Annotated in this window: 18 protein-coding genes; 11 read left to right on the top strand and 7 right to left on the bottom strand. The window is 48.1% G+C overall.

Translation table 11 applies throughout. The features are described from left to right. Positions 1-72: 72 nt before the first annotated feature. Complete coding sequence (locus tag PPG34_RS04655) at positions 73-1,644, top strand: NADH-quinone oxidoreductase subunit M (RefSeq protein WP_313831977.1); 1,572 nt, start codon at positions 73-75, stop codon at positions 1,642-1,644. Beyond that, complete coding sequence (locus tag PPG34_RS04650; protein ID WP_313831976.1) at positions 1,641-3,122, top strand: NADH-quinone oxidoreductase subunit N; 1,482 nt, start codon at positions 1,641-1,643, stop codon at positions 3,120-3,122. The genes PPG34_RS04655 and PPG34_RS04650 overlap by 4 nt, the downstream gene beginning before the upstream one ends. A gap of 153 nt (positions 3,123-3,275) precedes the next feature. Here PPG34_RS04650 and PPG34_RS04645 read toward each other — a convergent pair whose 3' ends face one another. The 3 genes from PPG34_RS04645 to PPG34_RS04635 form a co-directional block, all read right to left on the bottom strand. After that, positions 3,276-3,752, bottom strand: coding sequence for a PIN domain-containing protein (locus PPG34_RS04645; RefSeq protein ID WP_313831975.1), 477 nt, complete (start codon positions 3,750-3,752; stop codon positions 3,276-3,278). Positions 3,753-3,756: 4 nt separating this feature from the next. Beyond that, positions 3,757-4,038: a hypothetical protein gene (locus PPG34_RS04640; protein WP_313831974.1), complete on the bottom strand. Its 282-nt coding sequence runs from the start codon at positions 4,036-4,038 to the stop codon at positions 3,757-3,759. A gap of 224 nt (positions 4,039-4,262) precedes the next feature. After that, positions 4,263-5,027, bottom strand: a complete 765-nt coding sequence (locus PPG34_RS04635) for a hypothetical protein (protein WP_313831973.1) — start codon at positions 5,025-5,027, stop codon at positions 4,263-4,265. Between the two features lie 327 nt (positions 5,028-5,354). Between PPG34_RS04635 and PPG34_RS04630 the strand changes: the two genes are divergently transcribed. Then, complete coding sequence (locus tag PPG34_RS04630) at positions 5,355-7,190, top strand: hypothetical protein (RefSeq protein ID WP_313831972.1); 1,836 nt, start codon at positions 5,355-5,357, stop codon at positions 7,188-7,190. Further along, on the top strand, positions 7,190-8,593 hold the full coding sequence (locus tag PPG34_RS04625; protein WP_313831971.1) for a S8 family peptidase: 1,404 nt from the start codon (positions 7,190-7,192) through the stop codon (positions 8,591-8,593). The genes PPG34_RS04630 and PPG34_RS04625 overlap by 1 nt, the downstream gene beginning before the upstream one ends. A gap of 27 nt (positions 8,594-8,620) precedes the next feature. Here the strand turns inward: PPG34_RS04625 and PPG34_RS04620 are convergent, their stop codons facing one another. Beyond that, positions 8,621-9,568, bottom strand: a complete 948-nt coding sequence (locus PPG34_RS04620; RefSeq protein WP_313831970.1) for a molybdopterin-dependent oxidoreductase — start codon at positions 9,566-9,568, stop codon at positions 8,621-8,623. Between the two features lie 198 nt (positions 9,569-9,766). On the opposite strand from PPG34_RS04620, the gene lhgO reads away from it, so the two are divergent. Beyond that, complete coding sequence (gene lhgO / locus PPG34_RS04615) at positions 9,767-10,972, top strand: L-2-hydroxyglutarate oxidase (RefSeq protein WP_313831969.1); 1,206 nt, start codon at positions 9,767-9,769, stop codon at positions 10,970-10,972. 81 nt (positions 10,973-11,053) lie between these two features. Here lhgO and PPG34_RS04610 read toward each other — a convergent pair whose 3' ends face one another. Next, the gene (locus tag PPG34_RS04610; RefSeq protein WP_313831968.1) at positions 11,054-11,944 is read right to left on the bottom strand and encodes an ankyrin repeat domain-containing protein; all 891 of its coding nucleotides are present in this window, start codon (positions 11,942-11,944) and stop codon (positions 11,054-11,056) included. Positions 11,945-12,244: 300 nt separating this feature from the next. Here PPG34_RS04610 and PPG34_RS04605 point away from each other — a divergent pair, with 300 nt between their 5' ends. The 4 genes from PPG34_RS04605 to PPG34_RS04590 all read left to right on the top strand — a co-directional run bounded on the left by PPG34_RS04605 (position 12,245) and on the right by PPG34_RS04590 (position 16,585). Then, on the top strand, positions 12,245-13,147 hold the full coding sequence (locus PPG34_RS04605) for a hypothetical protein (protein ID WP_313831967.1): 903 nt from the start codon (positions 12,245-12,247) through the stop codon (positions 13,145-13,147). Then, entirely contained in the window at positions 13,140-14,546 is a 1,407-nt protein-coding gene (locus PPG34_RS04600; RefSeq protein ID WP_313831966.1) for a S8 family peptidase, read from the top strand. Before PPG34_RS04605 ends, PPG34_RS04600 begins: the two co-directional genes overlap by 8 nt. Before the next feature lie 115 nt (positions 14,547-14,661). Next, positions 14,662-15,888 carry a carboxypeptidase-like regulatory domain-containing protein gene (locus PPG34_RS04595; protein ID WP_313831965.1) on the top strand — a complete coding sequence of 409 codons (1,227 nt, stop codon included), beginning with the start codon at positions 14,662-14,664 and terminating at the stop codon, positions 15,886-15,888. A gap of 37 nt (positions 15,889-15,925) precedes the next feature. Beyond that, the gene (locus PPG34_RS04590) at positions 15,926-16,585 is read left to right on the top strand and encodes a hypothetical protein (protein WP_313831964.1); all 660 of its coding nucleotides are present in this window, start codon (positions 15,926-15,928) and stop codon (positions 16,583-16,585) included. An 83-nt stretch (positions 16,586-16,668) separates the two neighbouring features. Here the strand turns inward: PPG34_RS04590 and PPG34_RS04585 are convergent, their stop codons facing one another. After that, on the bottom strand, positions 16,669-17,352 hold the full coding sequence (locus PPG34_RS04585) for a hypothetical protein (protein WP_313831963.1): 684 nt from the start codon (positions 17,350-17,352) through the stop codon (positions 16,669-16,671). Positions 17,353-17,762: 410 nt separating this feature from the next. Here PPG34_RS04585 and PPG34_RS04580 point away from each other — a divergent pair, with 410 nt between their 5' ends. After that, complete coding sequence (locus tag PPG34_RS04580; protein WP_313831962.1) at positions 17,763-18,656, top strand: NAD(P)-dependent oxidoreductase; 894 nt, start codon at positions 17,763-17,765, stop codon at positions 18,654-18,656. Between the two features lie 57 nt (positions 18,657-18,713). Here the strand turns inward: PPG34_RS04580 and PPG34_RS04575 are convergent, their stop codons facing one another. Then, positions 18,714-19,439: a pentapeptide repeat-containing protein gene (locus tag PPG34_RS04575; RefSeq protein ID WP_313831961.1), complete on the bottom strand. Its 726-nt coding sequence runs from the start codon at positions 19,437-19,439 to the stop codon at positions 18,714-18,716. A gap of 234 nt (positions 19,440-19,673) precedes the next feature. On the opposite strand from PPG34_RS04575, the gene PPG34_RS04570 reads away from it, so the two are divergent. After that, positions 19,674-20,258, top strand: coding sequence for a hypothetical protein (locus PPG34_RS04570; RefSeq protein ID WP_313831960.1), 585 nt, complete (start codon positions 19,674-19,676; stop codon positions 20,256-20,258). Positions 20,259-20,369 lie beyond the last annotated feature (111 nt).

Genomic DNA, 20,369 nt, shown 5'->3' with positions numbered 1-20,369 from the left:
TGCTGAGTGATGGTTCACCCATTGTTGAAAGAAAATCGCTGAAGAATTTTTTTCTGGAGTTTTATCACTGACATGACTGTTTCCTCAGGCGGATTCCCCTGGATCACGTTAGTCGTCTTTCTCCCACTCTTGGGAGTGGCAGCGATTCTTTTGGCTAAAGAAGAGATGGCGAAGTGGATTGGTCTGGGTGCCTCCTTGGTCGTCCTTCTCGCCTCATTGCCGTTGTGGATCATGTTCAATGAATCCACGCCTGCCATGCAGTTTGTGGAGAAGCATCAATGGATTGCCTCGCCATCCATTCACTATGCCGTTGGGATCGACGGCATTAGCTTGCCGCTCGTGCTGCTTACCACATTTCTGACGCCCCTCTGTATTTTGGTGTCCTGGACGTCGATTAGCACGCGGGTGCGCGAATTCATGATCAGCCTGCTGGTGATGGAGACGGCTACCGTTGGTGTGTTTGTGTCATTAGATTTCGTGTTGTTTTACATCTTCTGGGAAACCATGCTCATTCCCATGTATCTGTTGATTGGGGTGTGGGGCGGGCCAAACCGGGTCTATGCCGCAATCAAGTTTTTCCTTTATACATTGGCGGGGAGCGTGTTGCTGTTGGTGGCGATCATCGTGCTCTTCTTTAGTTCAGGAGAAAACACGTTCGATATATTATCGCTCAGCCAATCGGCCTATTCACCCACCTTACAGGCCTGGTTGTTCTGGGCGTTCTTTGCGGCGTTTGCCGTCAAGGTGCCGATGTTTCCGTTTCACACATGGTTGCCGGATGCTCATGTGGAAGCGCCGACGGCCGGCAGTATTATTCTTGCTAGTGTGTTGCTCAAGATGGGCACCTATGGCTTTCTCCGATTTTCTTTGCCCATGCTGCCTGATGCCTCGCTCTCCTTTACCCCGATCATTATGACCTTGTCGGTGATTGCGATTATCTATGGGGCCTATATGGCCTTTGCGCAGTCCGACCTGAAGAAACTCATTGCCTATTCCAGTGTCAGTCACATGGGGTTTGTGACGCTTGGGATTTTTGCGATGAATGCACAGGGAATTGAGGGTGCGATTTTGCAAATGGTGAATCACGGCATTACCACCGGTGGGCTGTTTATGTGCGTGGGCATTATTTATGAGCGAACCCATAGCCGTGAGATTGTCGATAACTCGGGTCTCGCCAAACCCATGCCTTGCTATGCGACGTTTTTGGTCATTTTTTCCCTGTCCTCCGTTGGGCTGCCAGGGATGAATAGTTTTGTTGGTGAATTTTTCGTGTTGGTGGGAACGTTCATGTGGAGCAAAATAACCGCCACGTTCGCGGCGCTTGGCGTGATTCTCGCAGCAGCGTACATCCTGTGGATGTTACAGCGTGTGGTATATGGACAGCCGTCGCAACAGATGGCCTCGAAACTTTCAGATTTAAATCTTCGTGAATGGGGGATGTTGGTTCCTCTGGTGTTGTTTGTGTTCTTGATTGGGTTGTACCCCAAACCGCTCCTCGATGTGATGCATGCCACCGTGGATAACCTCATCCAGCAAGAAGTCAAAGTCATGACCGTGGAAATGCCAGCCCCAAACATTCCCACCACGTTGGTGCTGTCTGAATCTGTGTCTCCGGATTCCGGTCGGGAGGCCCTGGTTCAATGAGTATTCCTCTAGCCGATCTGGCCACTATCCTGCCCGAATTGCTCGTGGTCTTCGCCGCCTGCCTACTGTTCGTGCTTGATCCCATCATGCCTCAGGCAAAAAAAGATATTCTTGCCTGGATGTGTGTGGGCACCCTGGTAGTCTGCTTTTTTGTCACCGCAGTAGGAATGGGCGACAAGACCTTTGCCTTTAGCGACTTGGTGATGGTCGATTCCTATGCCTCGTTTTGGAAGTTGCTCTTATATGTGGTGAGCGGCCTGACCATTCTGTTGTCGATTGGATATCTCAAAGAAGAGAGAATCGACCTCGCAGAGTTCTATGGGTTCATCATGCTTTCTCTCACGGGCATGATGATCATGGTTTCTGGCTCTGATCTCTTGGTGATCTATTTAGGCATCGAACTCATGTCGATCTCCCTCTATATCATGGCGGGGTTCAAACGCTTCGAAGCCAAGTCCATTGAGGCCTCGGCCAAGTATTTTATCTTGGGAGCCTTTTCTTCGGGCCTTCTATTGTATGGGATTTCGCTGACCTTTGGTGCCGCCGGTAGTACACGACTCATTGATATCGCTGCGGCCGTCGCTGAACGAGGGCTCAACGATCCATTGGTCCTCATTGCCCTGATGCTCATCATTGCCGGGTTTGCTTTTAAAGTGGCGGCGGTACCCTTTCACATGTGGACACCGGATGTGTATCAAGGATCTCCGACAACGGTCACGGCATTTATGGCCGTTGCGTCCAAAGCCGCCAGCTTTGCGGCATTCCTACGTGTCTTGCTCGAAGGCTTTGGCGGGGTCAAACCGAATTGGAGCGGGCTGATCTTAGGCATGTGTGTCCTCACGCTGATTTTGGGGAATATTGTGGCGATCGTCCAGAACAACATCAAACGGATGTTGGCCTATTCGAGTATTGCCCATGCGGGCTATGCGTTAATCGGCGTGGTCGTAGCCGGGTGGATGGGCACCGGAGCTGGCGTGGCTTCTGCTGGCGTGACGAGTATCATGTTGTACTTAGCCATTTACTCGTTTATGACCATAGGCGCATTCGCCATGGTAGCGATTTTACGGCGGGGAGGGTTGGAAGGCGAAGAGTTGGATGATTTCACCGGCCTTGCCAAACGCCACAAAGGCGCAGCCTTTCTCATGATGCTATTTATGGTGTCGTTGGCCGGCATTCCGCCCACCGCAGGGTTTATTGGAAAGTTTTATCTCTTTATGGCTGCGGTCAATGCTGGTCTCACATGGTTGGCTGTCGTAGGGCTGGTCTTTGCAGCCGTCTCTGCGTTTTACTACCTACGCGTCGTCATGGTCATGTACATGCGCGAACCCTCATCCGAACAGGAAGGCGAAACCCGTCTCGCGCTTTCGCCAACAGCCACAGTGGTCCTCGCCTTTGCCGTCGCCGGTGTCGTGGTCCTAGGTGTGTATCCTGGTCCACTGGTTTCCGTGGCAACTTCTTCAGCGATCCCTCTCCCATAATTCATTTCGGATCATTTGGCGAAAAAATCTTGCAGGGAAACAACTGTAAATCAGGAGTTCTATTAGTGTGGCACTGCAAGACTTGACCCTAAAACTCCTCCGGCTTAGACTTTTACTAGAAAACCTAGATGCTGTATTAGAAAAACGCTGGTTTTAACCGGTGAAATCCATAAGTCTTTCTTGGCGCAGGTAATTAAAATTGATGGCATTAGGATTGCTTTTGGCTGCATCTAAAAATAAACTTAAATCTGCTGTTAATAAGGTCACACTTTTCCCCATTAATCTCAAAATAGAACAGTCTGTTAATCCAAGCCTTACATATGATTGATGCTTGACAACTTCAACACTAGGATCAAAGGTCTCCTCAATAGACTGCAACAATTTGGATAAAGTGATTCTTACCTGGGAAATCGCAGGTTCCCCTATTTGTGAGACAAGGTTCGAAGTCTCGGTTAGAATGTGAGGTGTTAAAAGAATTTGATCGAAACCAGACAGGACTTTTTTTAACAAATCTAAATCTTCTTTCTGAAAAACTTTTCTTGTGCGTTTATGCCTCTCAATAAGATCAGGATTAGTCAATCCCACGACAAGGAGAACCATTAGATTGGCGTCGATTATAATTTGTTTCATGGCATTACTTGATTTGGTAATTTTTTATTGATTTAATCCTGCCGGTCCTATCATTGATCGTTAGTATTTTAAACGAACGGTTCGCGCTCATCCCTTGCCCTAAAAGCAAAGGTCCAAGAGCCCCCTTGGTTTCATCCCACGGTCTGGAAAATCCAACAGTTATACGCCACTCATTTTGACTTTCGTTGAACTCAACCTCTTCAAGACCCAAATTCGAGATTTTCTCATGTTCGAAAACATCACGAGCATGCTCAATCGCAATTTTAACTGCCTCTTTAATATTCAATCCTTTTCTCCTTTACATTCCAAATTATTAAATCTTCCTCAACCTGCTACAGGAAAAAGCGATAAGCTTATACCGAAATACTATTTGGAAAAAACTTCAACGATGTCCAGTAATATTTCTTTTTGACAACGAGCATGAAGGACTTAAATCTCTAACAAAATCAGGCATCTATATTCGGCCATTTTTCGGGATTTTTAAAAAATTGGCTTTTTAAAAATTAACTGTTATTGATTAATTTTATGAGTTGCATGTGTTTGTACGATGCCATTCCAGGTTTTTTCAATTTCAGTAGTTAATAAATGAAAAGCTTGGCCTTCGGTCGCTACACGCAGATCATCGACAACGTCGCTGCTGCCCCACATGCTTGAATGTTGACTCTCTCGAGCCGTCGCCTCTGCAAGCCCGTAAAGAAACTCCGTTCTCACATCAAAAAAAGCCGCTGATGCCGTTGTGGAAACGGTGACCTCCTTGTTGCTTAGGAATCCAAGGGCAATCACATTCAACGGACGAAACTGCTGTGCGCCGACATGAAACGTTGTGTCGAACGTATACAGGAGAAGAATGTCTGCTCTTAACCGAGCGGCGGCGGTTCGTAGTGATTGAATGGTGTCGAGTTGTGTAGGTAGTAGCATACGGTTAATCGGTCCAGCTGTTTTTACCATGGGCATAGAAGCGATACGTTGGTAGTCTGTTTCTTGTTCCACATCATGAGAGGTGACCACGCTAAAGCGGCCCTCCCCAAAACTCTCGTTTCGATGATTTTTGTACCCTGGTGCCTGAACACGTGCAATCACCATGCTGGCTGGAAATTGGGCTGCTGGTTCGATGGCCATTAATTCATTAATATTTCTGTCGGGAGAAGTGGTTAATTGAGCGATCTCGACACCTCCGCCCGGTGTGACATAGGAGGCGCATCCAGAACACAACGCTATGAGGACAAAACCCAGGAATAAATTCCTAGAAGAGCCTTCGAGTACTTTTCCTTTCATAATGTTTCGCTCCTTGCCTCAAGTGATCTCGTAAAAGGCTGAGCCATATTAATCTTTGTTATTCCCTGCAATAACTTACACGTAGGGCACGAAAAAATCTAATTTCTTGCTAGAGATTTCGTTTGAGGATTTTGAGGAAAATTGATGAAAAGGTTTTAGCTGGTTCTGCTTGAAATGGAGTGAAAAACGGTTGGGTTTTTTGCCAATGGTTTATGGCATGGGTGCTATTGTTGTTTTAATAAAATTTGGCAATAGTTTCTTCGTTGAAATTTTTGTCCAATGAGCATAAACATACAACTCAATTCCTATCGTTATGAGAGGGCTGTAGTGTTTAGGTTGATTCCCATTTTCTTTGGACTACTTCTCCCGTTGTTTCTTTTGCTCCCAAATCTATCATGGGCCCAGGTGACGGTGGATTTTACGCCGAGTGTGTCGGCAAATCTTGGTGCGCCTGATGGTGAGGAAGAGATTCAGCGGATGATCAATGAAGGATTGCAAAAAATGGGACGAACCAATCCTGCCGCCCTGGCCCTTTATAATAGCCGACAAACGCTTCGAATTATTTGTTACGGGTCGTATGAGGCGGATCAATTAGGTGTGGAAAAACCAGAGGCTGAGTTGTTCACACAATCTTGGGGGGAAACCCATGGGGACTTTAATGATGATGGGACGCCGAAGGCCGGAGGCACCACGCATATTGTGTTGGACTGTGACAAACTTAAACAGTATCGATGGTATGATACCTGGGAATTTATGGGGGTCACTCAATCGAATTGGGATATCTTGGTGCATGAGGTCTTGCATGCGACTCATCGGGAACGACGGCATCCGCCTGATACCTTGGACATGTATGAAGATTGGGTGACAGCCTTTAATCAATCAATTGCCACGCTTCTACGGACGACGATGCGAGAGTCTGAGGAACGGGGATATTTTCGCATGCCGGATTGGTGGGTAGAGGAATTGAAGAAAGCACTCAAGGAAGAATTTGAACGCCAACGTGCGGCGCAGGCTCAAGGCGGGCAGGGGACCGGTGCCGTGACTCCGGGTGGTGGAGGTTCGACGACTCCTCCCTCCACCAATCAGCCAGGGCAAGGTGGGACCCCGGAAAATCAGGGGAGTGGTTCGCAGGGAGGTTCAGGATCGCAGGAGTCTGATTCTTCCTCGTCTGGCACGAATCAGAGAACATCGCAATCCTCGACTCTGCAGGGTACCTACCAAACAAAACCTGGAACGGCGTTAGCTGATTCTAAGGCAGGGTTGCCCACGGTATATACGGGAACGTGGTATGACGCATTTTTTAGTCCTGAGTCCTTCCTTGCCGAGTCCACGCCAGGTGAAACGAGTAAGTGGAACCCTGGTGATCAATCGCCCGGGTTTGTCGGGATGGGGTTAGGCGGGGGTAGGTTACAGGATTTACAGGTGACCATTGAAGTGCGATTTATCACGCTCAAGGATAGTTTTTTTGAGAAAATTGGAGTGGATTTTGATTTTGATATAAGCGACCAAAATGCGGATCAGCTTGGTCGAGCTGGGCAGGTCAATCCGGTTCTAGATAATTCTTGGAGTTCAGGCACGAAGGATCTTCGCTATATCGGAATTGGGGATTCATTCTTCGATCGAGTTGGGGTTGATTTTGATCTCAACTTTGAAGATGAAATTGGGCGCGTTCCTACACTGACGGCCGAGGACCAAATAGGTGTGTCGATTGAGGGCCAATTTTATCAAGGCCTTGAAGATTTTCGTTATGAAGCCGGGGTGGGATATGGTTATGACGTGGGCCTTGTCGACATTCCCTTTGTGAATTTTATCGGCCGGCAACAAATTGATCTCGGGGCCATTGTGGTCAATGATAATCCCAGTAAAATTTTTGGACTGAATCCCGGAACGAGTCCGTGGCGGATTGCGGAAGATACCCAGGGAGCAGGATTGGACCTGAAAGGTTGGACCCATTCTTCAATGCCCTGGGGGACGACCCTGGGCTGGCAACCTGCAGGAAATGCAGGCACGTTGGATGCATTTACGCAGGAGTTTGGAAATGTCATTCAGTATGAAGAAGCGAATGCCGGCATCAGTGGAGCGCCAGCACCATTGAATCCGGACGATTGGCCACAGGGGCCAGCCATGCCTGCTGCGCATACGAAGATTAAAAGGGCCTGGTGATGAAGGTATTGGGTCTATTCATTGCAATTCTGTTGATGTTGGCTACTGGAGTGACCTCTGTTCTTGCCCAAAATGACCCCTACTTTTCTTCATCTGGTTCATGGGGCCAGGCGTATGGGGATCAATGGGCGTTGGGTAAAATCGGCTTTACCAAAAAAGGGTCTGGCACGTCCGCGTGGGACGTGGAAACTGGTGAGCGCACCCCTATTATTGTGGCAGTGTTGGATACGGGGTTGGATTATTTTCATCCCGATTTGAACAAAAATTCAATTTGGCGGAACCCCTCCCCCTTTAAAGAGAAAGAAGATCCTAATGAGATGGTGAACGATCTCATTGGGTGGAATTTTGTCGATAACAACAATAATCCTTGGGATGATGATGGGCATGGGACGTTTGTCGCGGGGTTGATTGCGGCGGCAGCCAATAATGGCCACGGGATGGCCGGCATTAATTGGGGGGTGAAGATCATGCCCCTCAAAATCATGAATGTGTTTGGCCGTGGCCGGGCGTTCAATGTCGCGCGGGCTATTGTGTATGCGGTGGATCATGGGGCTCGTGTCATAAACATCAGTATTGAATCTGAACATCTGACGAAGACCGAGCAGTTCGCCGTAGACTATGCCTACGAACAAGGGGCGCTCATTGTCGTGGCTGCGGGCAATCAAGGAAGTGAGACGGTCAATCGCGCCCCGGTGAGTATGAACCATGTGTTGCCTGTCGGCGCGATAGATATTCATGATGAGCGCGCGGGGTTTTCCAATTGGGGACCTCATATTAAAATTGCCGCCCCTGGGGTCGAAATTCTTTCACTCCGTGCCAGACGGACCGACTTTATGCTGATGTTTGGCGCGAAGAACTACGAGCCGGGAGAAAGTTTCGTTGGACCGCAGGCCCAGTTCATGCGGGCCTCAGGCACTTCCTTTGCCGCGCCGTTGGTTTCTGGGGTGGTCTCGCTTATTTGGGCGAAGAATCCTGATCTCACGAATGAACAAGTCGAACGCATGTTGTTGGAGTCCGCGGATGATATTGGGTTGCCCGGGTGGGATCACTATTTTGGCGCAGGACGGGTGAATGCATACAAGGCCCTGAGAGCCGATCCCGATTATTTTTTGACGGCCAAGGTTGATGAAGTCGTGGTGGCTCAGGATGGTGACGAAGTGTTTATTCAAGTGCTGGGGACTGCCGCTGGAAGTGATTTAGATGAATTCGAAATTCAATTGGGCCAGGGTGCCAATCCCACAGAGTGGAAAACGGTCTTTGATGACGATGACGCTGTGGTTGATGGTATCGTTGGGAAATTTCCCGTTTCGGAGTTTACTGATGTGGGGGAGTGGAGTGTTCGCCTGATCGTGAAGGACGGTAAGCAAACTAAAGAAGCTCAGGGTAGCATTGATGTTGGCTAGATTCTAGCTTGCATTTTCCATCTACTTTCAGATTTTGGCTTCGACGGTGATCGCATGAATCTCTAGGCGTTCAGTGGAAGATGGTTTTGTATTGAGTGTCTGTTGAAGTCCTTGTTCATTTGTGGCTCTAGCCATGATGGTGAATTCTCCGGATTGAGGAATGGTCCATTCATAACTCCAAGGGGTCCAAGTCTGAGGTGATAACTTGGACTCTAATTTGGCCTCCTGCCAAGTGTTTCCAGCATCGGTACTCACTTCCACTTTATGAATTCTTAGGCGTCCGTTAAATGCAATCCCTTTCATTTTGTATTTAGAGGTGGTAACACGTTCACGATCACCGGGAAGATCGATTCGTGAGGAAAGTTTCACAAGTGCGGTATCAGACCAACTTTGTTGCTGCCAATGGCCTTTGTAGTCGTAATTGACCAATTCCAGCCCCGTGAGCCATTTGACGTTTTTCATACCGTAGATGCCAGGGACTATGACGCGAGCGGGAAAGCCGTGATCCGGCGGTAAAGGGACTCCGTTCATTTTCGTGGCAAGGAGCACGTCCTCTTCCAGGGCACGAGAGAGTGGAAAGTTATCTGAATAGCCATCAGCCCCTCTGAGCACGAGATCAAAGGCCTTTGGGTTAAACCCGGATTCCTCAAGAATTTGATTGATCTTTACTCCCTCCCATCTGGCGGTTCCAATGGAATACCCGCCAACGGTGTTGCCGATACATTCCAACGTCGAAATCATAGTAGTTTGAAGTCTTTTCATCAGATCTTCAAAGGAGAGTACGAGTGGATTGTCGACCATTCCGCCAATGGTGAGTGTCCATCGGTCGAGCGCGACGGTTGGCGTAAGATCGTAGGAGGTGACATAAAATTCATCGTTCGGGGTAATGGCCGGGGTTGCATGCCCTTTGCCCTTGAAAAGTCCAAATAATTGGGCATGACTGAATGGAATGGGGTAGACAGTAGCAAGCCCCATACTAGCCAAAGCAGTTTTTATCAGGGTTCTTCTTGAAATGGTGCGCATATGAATGGTGCAGAAGTGTTTGAGGAATAGTCTCTGTTGACGTATTTACATTACACTCTGTCTTTCGTCTGCATTATACTGCGGCGAATGAAAAACTAGAACGGTTTCCAAAGGGTTTTGACCTTCTTGAGATTGGGAACATAAAGTGACATGAATCCAGATTTTTTAATCATTGGTGGTGGTGTGGTCGGCATAAGTATCGCTCGTCAATTGAAGAAGATGTATACCGATTCTGCTGTGCGTATCCTGGAAAAGGAACCGGAGTGCGGGTTGCATGCCAGTGGGCGCAATAGTGGTGTGCTCCATGCGGGGTTTTATTATTCTCCCGACAGTTTGAAGGCCAAGTTTACCCGTATTGGAAATCAACGCTTAACGGAATATTGCGAAGAGAAACATCTCGCTATTCACAAATGTGGAAAGTTGGTTGTAGCTAAGGATCGTGAAGACCATGCCTCAATGGATGAACTGGTTCGTCGTGGAGTAGCTAACGGAATTACGCTGGAACACATTTCTGAAGACGAAGCCAAAAAGATCGAGCCTCGTGTCAAAACCTGTGAGCGTGCCTTATTTTCTCCCACCACCTCGACCGTGAATCCGCGGGAAGTCATGCAGGCCATGACTGAGGATGCGATTCGTGAAGGTGTGCAGATTGATCGGGGCGTTCAATATGTAGGGAGAAAGGGCCGTACCATACGGACCTCTAGGGATTCATATGAAGCAGGATATTTAGTAAACGCGGCAGGGTTATTCGCGGATCACTTGGCGCGAGACTTTGGTTTTTCCGAGCGATATCGGATTCTTCCGTTTAAGGGGTTGTATCTGTATTCGAATGAACCCGCCGGTGCGGTACGCACCAATATCTATCCTGTCCCGGACTTGCGTAATCCTTTTTTAGGTGTGCATGTGACCGTGACGGTGGATGGGCATATGAAAATTGGGCCGACCGCGATCCCGGCTTTTTGGCGGGAGCAGTATCAAGGGATGGAAAATTTTTCCCTCGCTGATTGCGTGGAAATTCTTGGCCGGCAACTGGGGCTACTTGTCTTCTCGGGATTTGATTTCAAACGTTTGGCCGTTGAGGAATTAAAGAAATATTCGCGAGCTCATTTGGTTGGACTCGCTTCACACCTCATGACCGGTATGGACCCCAGCCAATTCACCACGTGGGGAAAGCCCGGCATTCGAGCGCAGTTGATGGATATCAAGGAAAAGAAGTTAGAAATGGACTTTGTGGTCGAGGGAGATCAGCATTCCATGCATGTGCTGAATGCGGTATCACCGGGCTTTACCTGTTCGCTACCATTTTCAGAATATGTGTGCGAGAAGATACAAGGTGTGTTGGGAGGAAAAGGGTAGGACCTACCCCGAAAACCGGAATCAGGAAAACTCTCCTCTCTTGTACTCACTATGCGTTAGGAAAATACATCACGACATTTTTTATGCCTGCTCCCAAGAAGTATTGTTGGGAACCGACTCGATCGATGGCATGGTGTCGGGTGCGGCGGGCTGTAGTCGTAAGGAGCCTTCAGTTTTCTTGGAATCGCCAGTCGACTGATCAGCGAGTTTCCCAGTTTTTTCAAATTCAAACAACAGACTTGCCACGTCGTGAAACCCACTTGCAAGAGCCAGGTGACGTGGTGTTTGTCCTTCGTGGTCCTTCATGTCAAATGCTGCGCCGTGCGTGAGGAGTAGCCGCACGGCGTCCAATTTCCCTTGAAACGCTGCGGAATGAAGGGGGGTAAATCCCTGGGCATTTATCGCATTCACCGGAGCTTCCTGTAGCAGTAGCAAGGCTACCATCTGCGTGTGCCCTTCTTGTGCGGCAAGATGAAGGGGGGTCCACCCATTCTCGTACCTGGCACGAATATCTGCCCCGCGTGTGAGCAGAAGTTGGGCGATTTCCAGATGGCCTTCCTGTGCGGCGAAGTGTAAAGGGGTAAAGTCTTCCTTGGGCCCAATGACTTGTGCGCCATAATTGAGAAGGAGCGTCGTCATTTCTAGATGTCCGTTTTGCGCGGCAAGATGCAGCGGGGTCCATAACTCATCATAGCGGGCATGGATATTGGCTCCGTTCTGGAGAAGTAATTGGGCAACCGCGACATGCCCTTCCTGTGCCACCACATGTAAGGGAGTAACGCCTTTGGAATTCGGGTGGTTGATGTCGACGCCGGCCAAAATTAAGGGCCTGATGATTTCGACATCTCCTGCTCGTAAAGCCGAGGGATGGGAGATGAGTGGTGGTGGCGAAATCAGATGGAGCCACAAGGCTCCAACAGTCAAAATGAGAATGCTAATGATGGTACCGGTGGTTCCTGTTAAGTGTTTCATGAACCGTTTTCAAGATAACAAAATGGATTTTAATGAACATTGAAACGGCTCATTGAACACTGAATTAGACGTGGGCCACAATTCCCCAAAAGAGGGGGAAGTTCAATATTGAGGGGTTTTCTACGTCAAATGCGGTATTCGCAGGGGGGGCTTGAATGCGCTTAGGCCTTAGCTAGAAATTCTTGACAAAATTGAACTGCCGAAGTAAGACCTTGACCACTCTCTTGCCGTTCGACGAACAAAAATGTTCATGGAGGGTGACACTCCCGTCTTCTCCAAATCTACCTTGGAGGAATCACCATGGTGCCTTATCTAAAAAAATGGCCTGGCTGGCTAGGGGGAATGGCTCTCCTGGTTGGGTGTGTCGTGCCCTCGATTGGGTGGGCTGTGAACATTGGTGGCCAAGTTGGGTTGGCGGATAAAGCCAAGAACCAACCCACCGCACGGGTTCAAATTAGTGGTACGTTTAGGCCGTCAACTCCTACTGGTGAATTTGATTTCGATCAGTGGCAAATTGGTTATTTGCTTCAATGGAGTTTGATGGATAAGGAGCCTCCTCCCTATACCGAGACCGACTCTGCTGAAAATTTTCGCTTTTCTGTTGGTATTTCTGTTGATCCTGCAACGGTTCAAGGGGGCATGGTTCGGCTTGATCCACAGTTAGGTCTTCTAGAGAAAAACGCTGAGACGAATGAGGCGGGGAGCACTCAGGCAGGCACTTTCAACCAAAATTTTGATACTTCTTTACAAGCGTCTGTCGGCTATCGAATTTCAGCGGGGTATGATGGTTATTACACGGAACATGAGCTGGATCCTGATCTCCTGTTGAAAGCGAAATTTTCCCTCACCTCGTCCTTGTCAATTTCGAACTATCTGAATTACATCGATTATTGGAAAGAAGGATTTGATGCCGAAAGCGCAGGCCAACGGTTTGAACAACAAACAGGAAATTCTGTGCTCACCTGGGAGAAGTACTTTGGTGATGGGCAAACCAAACCTTGGCTCAGTACCGCTTGGGCTCCTGCAGATGGTATTCGGAATGATTTTAATTGGGGATTAGGGCAGGAACATTGGGAAGGGAGTGAAAATAATGCCGTGACGAATATCGCGCCGGCTCAAGGTTTATCTCCTCATACCTGGCCGAGTGATGAAGATGCTAGTCCCGTGGCCACTGTGTATTATCGTAGGTCTGATCATGAATAAATGCTCTTTTCACCTACTACTAGGGTTGGCCCTTGTGCTCGGAGCTCAGACCGGCTGGGCGCAGAATGATCCCTACTATTCATCCAAAGGTGCCTGGGGCCAATCGTTTGCCGATCAATGGGCCTTGCCGAAAATTGGGTTCACACCAAAAGGTTCAGGCAAATCAGCTTGGGATCTGGAAACGGGACAATCCAAATCTGTGATCGTGGCGGTGCTCGATACGGGTATTGATTACTATCACCCTGATTTATCCAAAGAATTGATTTGGGTGAATCCCAAACCCAAGAAGCCGAAGGAAGATCCAAATGGGTACGTGAACGATTTCATTGGTTGGAATTTTGTCGCGAAGGACAACAACCCCTGGGACGATGATGGGCATGGCACGTTTGTGGCGGGTTTGGTTGGTGCCGCTGCTAATAATGGAAAAGGGATCGCCGGGATCAATTGGGGCGTGAAAATCATGCCTCTCAAGATTATGAATACCTTTGGCCGAGGCCGGGCGTTCCATGTGGCGAAAGCCATTACCTATGCCGTAGACAATGGTGCGCGCGTGCTGAATTTGAGCTTGGAATCTGAACATCTCACGAAGCTTGAACAGCAGGCTGTCAATTATGCCTATGCCAAGGGTGCGCTCATTGTGGTCGCGGCAGGGAATCGCGGGGAGGAAACCACGGAATTGGCGCCGGTTAGTATGAATCATGTTTTGCCAGTGGGAGCTATTGATATTCATGATGAACGCGCTTCGTTTTCCAACTGGGGGCCGCATATCAAAATCGCGGCGCCTGGGGTAGACATTCTTTCATTGCGCGCACGGAGGACCGATTTCATGCTGATGTCTCGTGCAAAGGATTACAAGGCTGGTGACAGCTTTGTGGGTCCGCAGGCACAGATGATGCGCGCATCCGGGACATCGTTTTCTGCTCCGCTGGTGTCGGCGGTGGCCTCATTGATTTGGGCTAAGAATCCTGAATTAACGAATGAACAGGTCGAGCGAATGTTATTAGAGTCTGCCGATGATATTGGACTTCCAGGCTGGGATCATTACTTTGGTGCGGGGCGGCTGAATGCCGTGAAAGCATTAAAGGCCGATCCGAATTACTTCCTGACTGCACGAGTAGATCGCGTAGAGGTAGTTGAGTTGGATGGCGAGGTGGTGATCCAAGTCGTGGGCACGGCAGCCTCAAATGATCTTGATGAATATGAGATTCAACTTGGGAAAGGCGAAAATCCCACGGATTGGGAAACGGTCTTTGATGACGATGACAATATCGTTAATGGCATTGTCGGTAAGTTTCCGACGTCTGTGTTTACCGATGTCGGCAAGTGGACGGTTCGATTAGTCGTCAAAGGTGATGATGGGCGGGTCAAGGAAGCCCGCGGAAGTATTGATGTGGGGTAGTTGAATATTAGACTTTTTCGGCAATTTTCTTTAAGTTAGCCCAAAAATTCTGGGTTGATTATTTTGAGGCCCTCAGTGCTTTTGTGGCCGTGAATCACTCGATGGAGGCTAAGTAATGACGAGCTGGACCAAAGGAATCCTTGTTTTGATATTGGCCCTTGGCATGATTGGGGGAACGGCTTCTCTCAGTCTTGCTGTGTATGGTGATGGTGCTGGGGATGGAGGCCAACTCACGGATTCAAAAGGCAAGCCCATGGCCAATGTTAAGGTGCGGATTACGCAGCGTAATCCTGATGGGACAAGAACAGTGCGAGAGACAGAAACCGATGATCGCGGGTTTTTTATGCTGCCTTGGACGGGTGGACCGGTCACGAACCTCCAGTTCGGCTCTGGAGGGAAGTGGTATACCTTTGGTGGGCCGTTCCATGATATGAGAGAGGTACTCCCTAGCGAGAGGCCTGGGACCTGTTCGGAGTGCGAAATTCTCGATTTCCATTTACCTGATGCGGATTCGGTGGCAAGTGCACCCTCCGATGGGGTATGGGTGACCGGAGCAAGTGGGCATGGCGGAGATTTTCCCAGATATAAATTAGGCATTAACTATGGGTACAAGTTTGGGAGAATGAATACTACCCTAGATCGTGGTGGAAACATTAGTGATGGTGATGACATCATCGTAGGGCAAAGTGAACTTCGGTTTGATGGCAGGGTGTATTACGGCCCCCTTTTCAACCTTGGGTATTTGGGTAACTTTGGGAATTTAGGGAACTTTCTATTTGGTCCCTTGGGTAATGTAGGCAACATTGGCAATGTCGGAAAAATCGGTATATCCGATTGCTATGGAGGGGTTCAAGTTGGAATTGGCGTAAGCGCTAAGGATACTGGTCTAAATAAAGACGAACATCCCGGAACTCCAGATGGCCGTAAAGATACTTTCCTAAAACAAAAATATAAGGGTTCGATCAAACCCTATGTTGGTTGCAAGGTCGCGGATTTCAACAATTTTGGATATTTTAATCTGCAGGCTGGGCCAACCTTTAGTTTTTGGGAATATGTCTTTATGTCAGACGAAGCTGGTAATCTGCGGGAGAATCAATTGGATGATACCAAGCTGGGTGCTTCTTTTGGCGTGGAATACAACAATCATTTTGATTACGGAAACTTGGGCGGGTTGTTGGGACCGAGAGATCAGATCTATGGAGGTCTTCAACTCAGTTACTGGACCGAATACGTTGAGGGTTTTGATGTGAGGACCGTTTCTCCTCTGCCCGCTACTTACATTTCAGCTGTTGAAGGTGCATGGATCAGCACCTTTTACGCGGGTTGGGGTATGTATTTCTGAGTCACCCCGAATGAGGGCTAGTATTCTATAAAACTGCATGACATTCGAAATCGTGCGCAGAATTGTTCGATGTTGTGGGGTGGCCTTGGTGGTCACCCTTACCGCCTGCGCCTCTGCCCAAGATCACGTTCATCACTTCGCCCATCCTTCCCCAACCTTATCTGATTTCACCGTTTGCCAAGGTTACGGCTGTCGAATCCAGAAACATATCCGTCTTGAACCGTTTGTTTGGGATGAGGTTGCAAAGATTTTTCATCCTGAACCTACCTCAGCGGGGGAAGAGCGTAGACGTTTGGGGCAGGCGGTTGCATTCTTGGAAATGAAAATCGGTGCGGCCATTGGTGCGAGTACTGACCGCGCCGCCGCTGAGACTTTTAACACTGGCCCCGATCAACTCGATTGCATTGACGAGACGGTCAATACTACGACGTATCTTCGGCTTTTGTCCCAGCACGGTCTCATGCGGTGGCATGTCATTGGTACACCAAACCAACGGGGATGGTTGCTGGCAAATTTGTTTGGATCGACAGATTTCATTACGAATACAGCGGTGATTATGGAAATAGAAAGTAAAACTGAGTTTGCTATCGACTCGTATTTTTATCCTAATGGACGTCCTCCAAAAATAATGCCTCTCACGGAATGGCGAAAAAACTGGCGTCCCCTTCCAAATGATCCATTGTTGCAGCCGCTCTGACAGCCTTTTCACCATATCCAAATTATTTTCTAATAATCCGACATCCTGGGTTAAGGGGTTTGAAGGGTGCTTTGGGTGGAAATTTAAGCTGGTTCCGTGACCGCAGTCTCGGGATTGGGTTGGGATGATGGGGCTGAAACTTTTGAAGGAGGTTGGGCGGATGAGGGGATGGGTTTTCCTGCCATTCTAATTAGGTGGCTCAATAAATCCTGCCAGTTTTTTCCATGCCCCATGGCTTCATTGTAAATTACCCCACCTTTTTTGGCCTCCATATTTAAGAAGTTTATTTGATGAACTGGATGCTCTCGATTGTTAACGAGGACTCTCAATTGCAAAGTACTACTGGTTCCGGCAGGGGAATGTTGTTGTTGCCCGTCTTGTTGTTCCGTTGGGTCCTGAAATAAGGGTTTGATGTTTTCTGTAAGAATTTGATTAAGCAATTGCTTCCCTGGCTCATCCCCCCGAACGGATTTCGCGATTAGTGCATTGTCTTCAAAGAGCGCGACGGCTAGGATATTTTGATAGGATATGATCTGGCTAAGATGTGCTTCAGGTTGAAGAATGCAAATGGATTTCTGATTTTCATCATAGGCAATTCCTGTATCTCCATACTTTTCTTTAAAGGCTAACCTGGGAGAAAATCCAGGGGGATACGCTATGGATTGAGCGGCCGGGGTCTTTGTGGTGGACTGGCCGCCACCAAGGGTAAACGCGAGCAGACCTCCAACAAGGAGAAAAATTAACAAACTGAGAATAAGTAATTCCATTCTTTTTGCTGGTCCTTTGTGCTAGTTGGCAACGTGTTCCTGTGCAAACATCTTTATGATGTAAATGAAAGCAAGACGGAAATCCGTCCTTGCTTACTCCACGGAGGGGACAGGCTGTTTGGGGAATCCGGTGGGTGTTCGCTCCTCACGATGGCCTGTGAGACCATCTGAATGGGAGGGAGATCCTCTTGATCATGAGGTATAGAGTACCACCTGTTTGAGCCTGTAATAGGAATGATCGGTTTGCCTAGAAGGAACCTTAAGGTGTGTTGGTTGTTTGAGATTTGGTTTGGTTTTTAGATATTTCTGGGAAATGCTTCCGCAAGTGATAGAAGGCGCCTATGGGAAGATTGAGAAAGGAAATTGGATCATCAAGTGGGAAAAGTGGAATGTAAAAGAAAGGCACACCTATGATGAACGGTCAAGATCGAATAGGTTTTGTTGGTGTTGGACGAATGGGTGCAAATATGGCAAGACGCCTCAAGGATACAGGGTATGACCTGGTGGGTATCTATGATAGCGTTGAAACCCTAGCGGAATCGTTGGCTGAGGAACTGGAATGTGATGTCTGTGCAAACCCCGCGGAAATTGCGGACCGAGTTGATATCATTTTTACAGTGGTAACCAATGACTCCGCGATGCGAATGATTTTTGACCCAGATGCACCTTTAAGCCTTGTGCAGCATGCCCAGGGCCGGATCTTTATCAATTGTGCCACAGTGTCTCCTCGCATCCATCAAGACATTGAGCAATGGATTAATACGCGAGGAGGCGAGAGCCTTGAAGCTTGCATGGCCAGCAGCATTACCCAGGCACGTGAGGGAACGTTGTATTTGATGTGTGGGGGGAAGCGGCAAGTGTTTGAGCGCGTGAAACCTATCCTTAATGATTTAAGTGTGGCCCTGCGCTATGTGGGGCCTGCCGGGGAAGCGGCCAAAGTTAAGGCGCTTGTGAATATGGTCATGAATGCGAACACTGTGGCCTTGGCTGAGGGGTTGGGGTTAGGGGCGGCCTTAGGTGTCGATATCCAAATGTTGCGGGAAATATTTTCTCAAACCGGAGCGGCTTCTCGGGTATTGGAAACAGATGGCGCCGACATGGAGGCTCGTGATCATGAATGTTATTTTTCAGCTGAGCATGCTGCGAAAGATTCGCGTATTGCGTTAACATTGGCTGAAGAGATGGGGCTGAATTTGCCTGTGGCTAAAGCCACGAGTGAACAATATCAATGTCTTTTGGAAGTTGGGAAAGGGCATTTGGATAAATCGGCCATTGCCGAATTAACGTTTCCCGGCCGGTTATAAACTCACAACCTGGCCCATGGAAGAGAAGCCCAAAAATTCTCCGGAAAGGTTGAATAGTCAATTCCCAAAAAGTCTTGGATATTTTTCGGCCATTCGTTCATGCAAACAAGATTCCATGGTGGCTTGGATAAGAGTTTTTGCTTTGGCCAATCGCTCTTCGGAAAGGTTTTTGACGTGTTCTAGGCAGCAACCCTGAAGATTAGTTTGAACTAAAGATGTGTCTGCGAGATTAGCTCCCTTCAGATTGGCGTTAATTAAAGAAGATTGTCCGAGATCAGCGCCAAGCAAGTCTGCATCGGACAATGTCGCATTATTTATGTTTGCCTCTCGAAGCTTGGTGTTTTGAAGGGAGGCAAGTTTTAGGGTAGCGCCTTGAAAATTCGTCAAATGCAGGTTGGCATTAGAAAAGTTGGCTCCATTGAGGTTGCCTTTTGATAAGTCCGATTTGACTAAAGTCGCATGGGTAAAATCAGCGTTAGTGGCCGTAAGATGTTCGGCGTCAACTTCATTCAAGTTTGCTTGTTTGAGTATTGCCTGAGTCAGGTCGATTCCGAATAAATTGGCCTCGGCTAAATTAGCACCGATCAAAACGGCTTTGGTGAGATTGGCTTGGCTCAGGTTGGCATCCGCCAAATTAGCGGCAGAGAAATCAAAACCTATCAAGTTCCACCCCGTAAGATTGGCACTCGAGAGATCAGGATGGATTGAAGGATGTTCTTTCCGAAACTGCTCCCAGGCCTGCTGCCCTTGTTTAAGAATGGAAAGATGTTCTTTGTTAGCCATGGTTGCTGATCTCTATCTTAGTCAAGAACTTATGCCACATTTTAGGGAATAGGTTCCTTGTATAGCCAGTTTGTGCCCTGAATAGAGTTCTTTCTGTAAAGTCCCTCGGTAGCATTCAATTATCAAAGATACAATGACTTGAAAATGGGTTGATGTCAAAGTTTGCAAGAATCGGCAGGGGGTTACCGAAAGAAGTAGAATTATTGTTGTCGGAAACCTAAAGGAGAGCCGATTATGAGACGTCGAAATTTTGGTGTTCCTGCCCTTTCTTTGATTGGTGGTTTTGTTGGTGCGGCCATGTTTCATTTGGTGATCGCGGGAGTGAATGTGGAGGCTGAAGAGTCTCAACGGAATTTGGTTGCCGATTCAATTTCAGTAAAGCACCTTACCTTATACAATCAAAAAAATGAGGTCGTGGCTAACCTCAGTTCGGATTCTTTTGGGTTGCCCATGTTTTCGATGGGGCGAAATGAACTCAATCGTATTGATTTAAGTTTCAGGACGGAAAATCAGCCGGCCATCAAGGTGACAGGTGGAATGGGGAAAAGTTTTTCTGTGATGTCGGTACGAAATCAAGGCCCGTATTGGGAGCCGATGATAGGTCTCGGGCACAAAAATCAGGAAGAGGGAGTATTGATGTCGATTTTCAATAATACGGGCAACCTGATATTAACCAATAATCATGGTGAAGCCTTGCGCTTCGAGGCTTCGCAAGGGAATACATGGCGGAAAGTCCTCTTTCAGCCATCTACCAGCCCTTCGATTCGGTCCATGCCATCGAATCGGTCGGTGCCGTATTCAAACGTTATGAACCGGTGATGTTCAGAAGATAAACAGAAATTTGGAATCGGTCGGATAGGAAGTGGCGTTTAGAGAGTATTTGCACAAGTATTTCAAAAAAGGAAGGGGATTGCCGCCTTGGTGTTACGG

The organism is Candidatus Nitronereus thalassa (genome assembly GCF_032191465.1).
In the GTDB taxonomy this organism is placed as follows: Bacteria; Nitrospirota; Nitrospiria; order Nitrospirales; family UBA8639; genus Nitronereus; species Nitronereus thalassa.
This window is presented reverse-complemented; position numbering and strand designations above follow the sequence as displayed.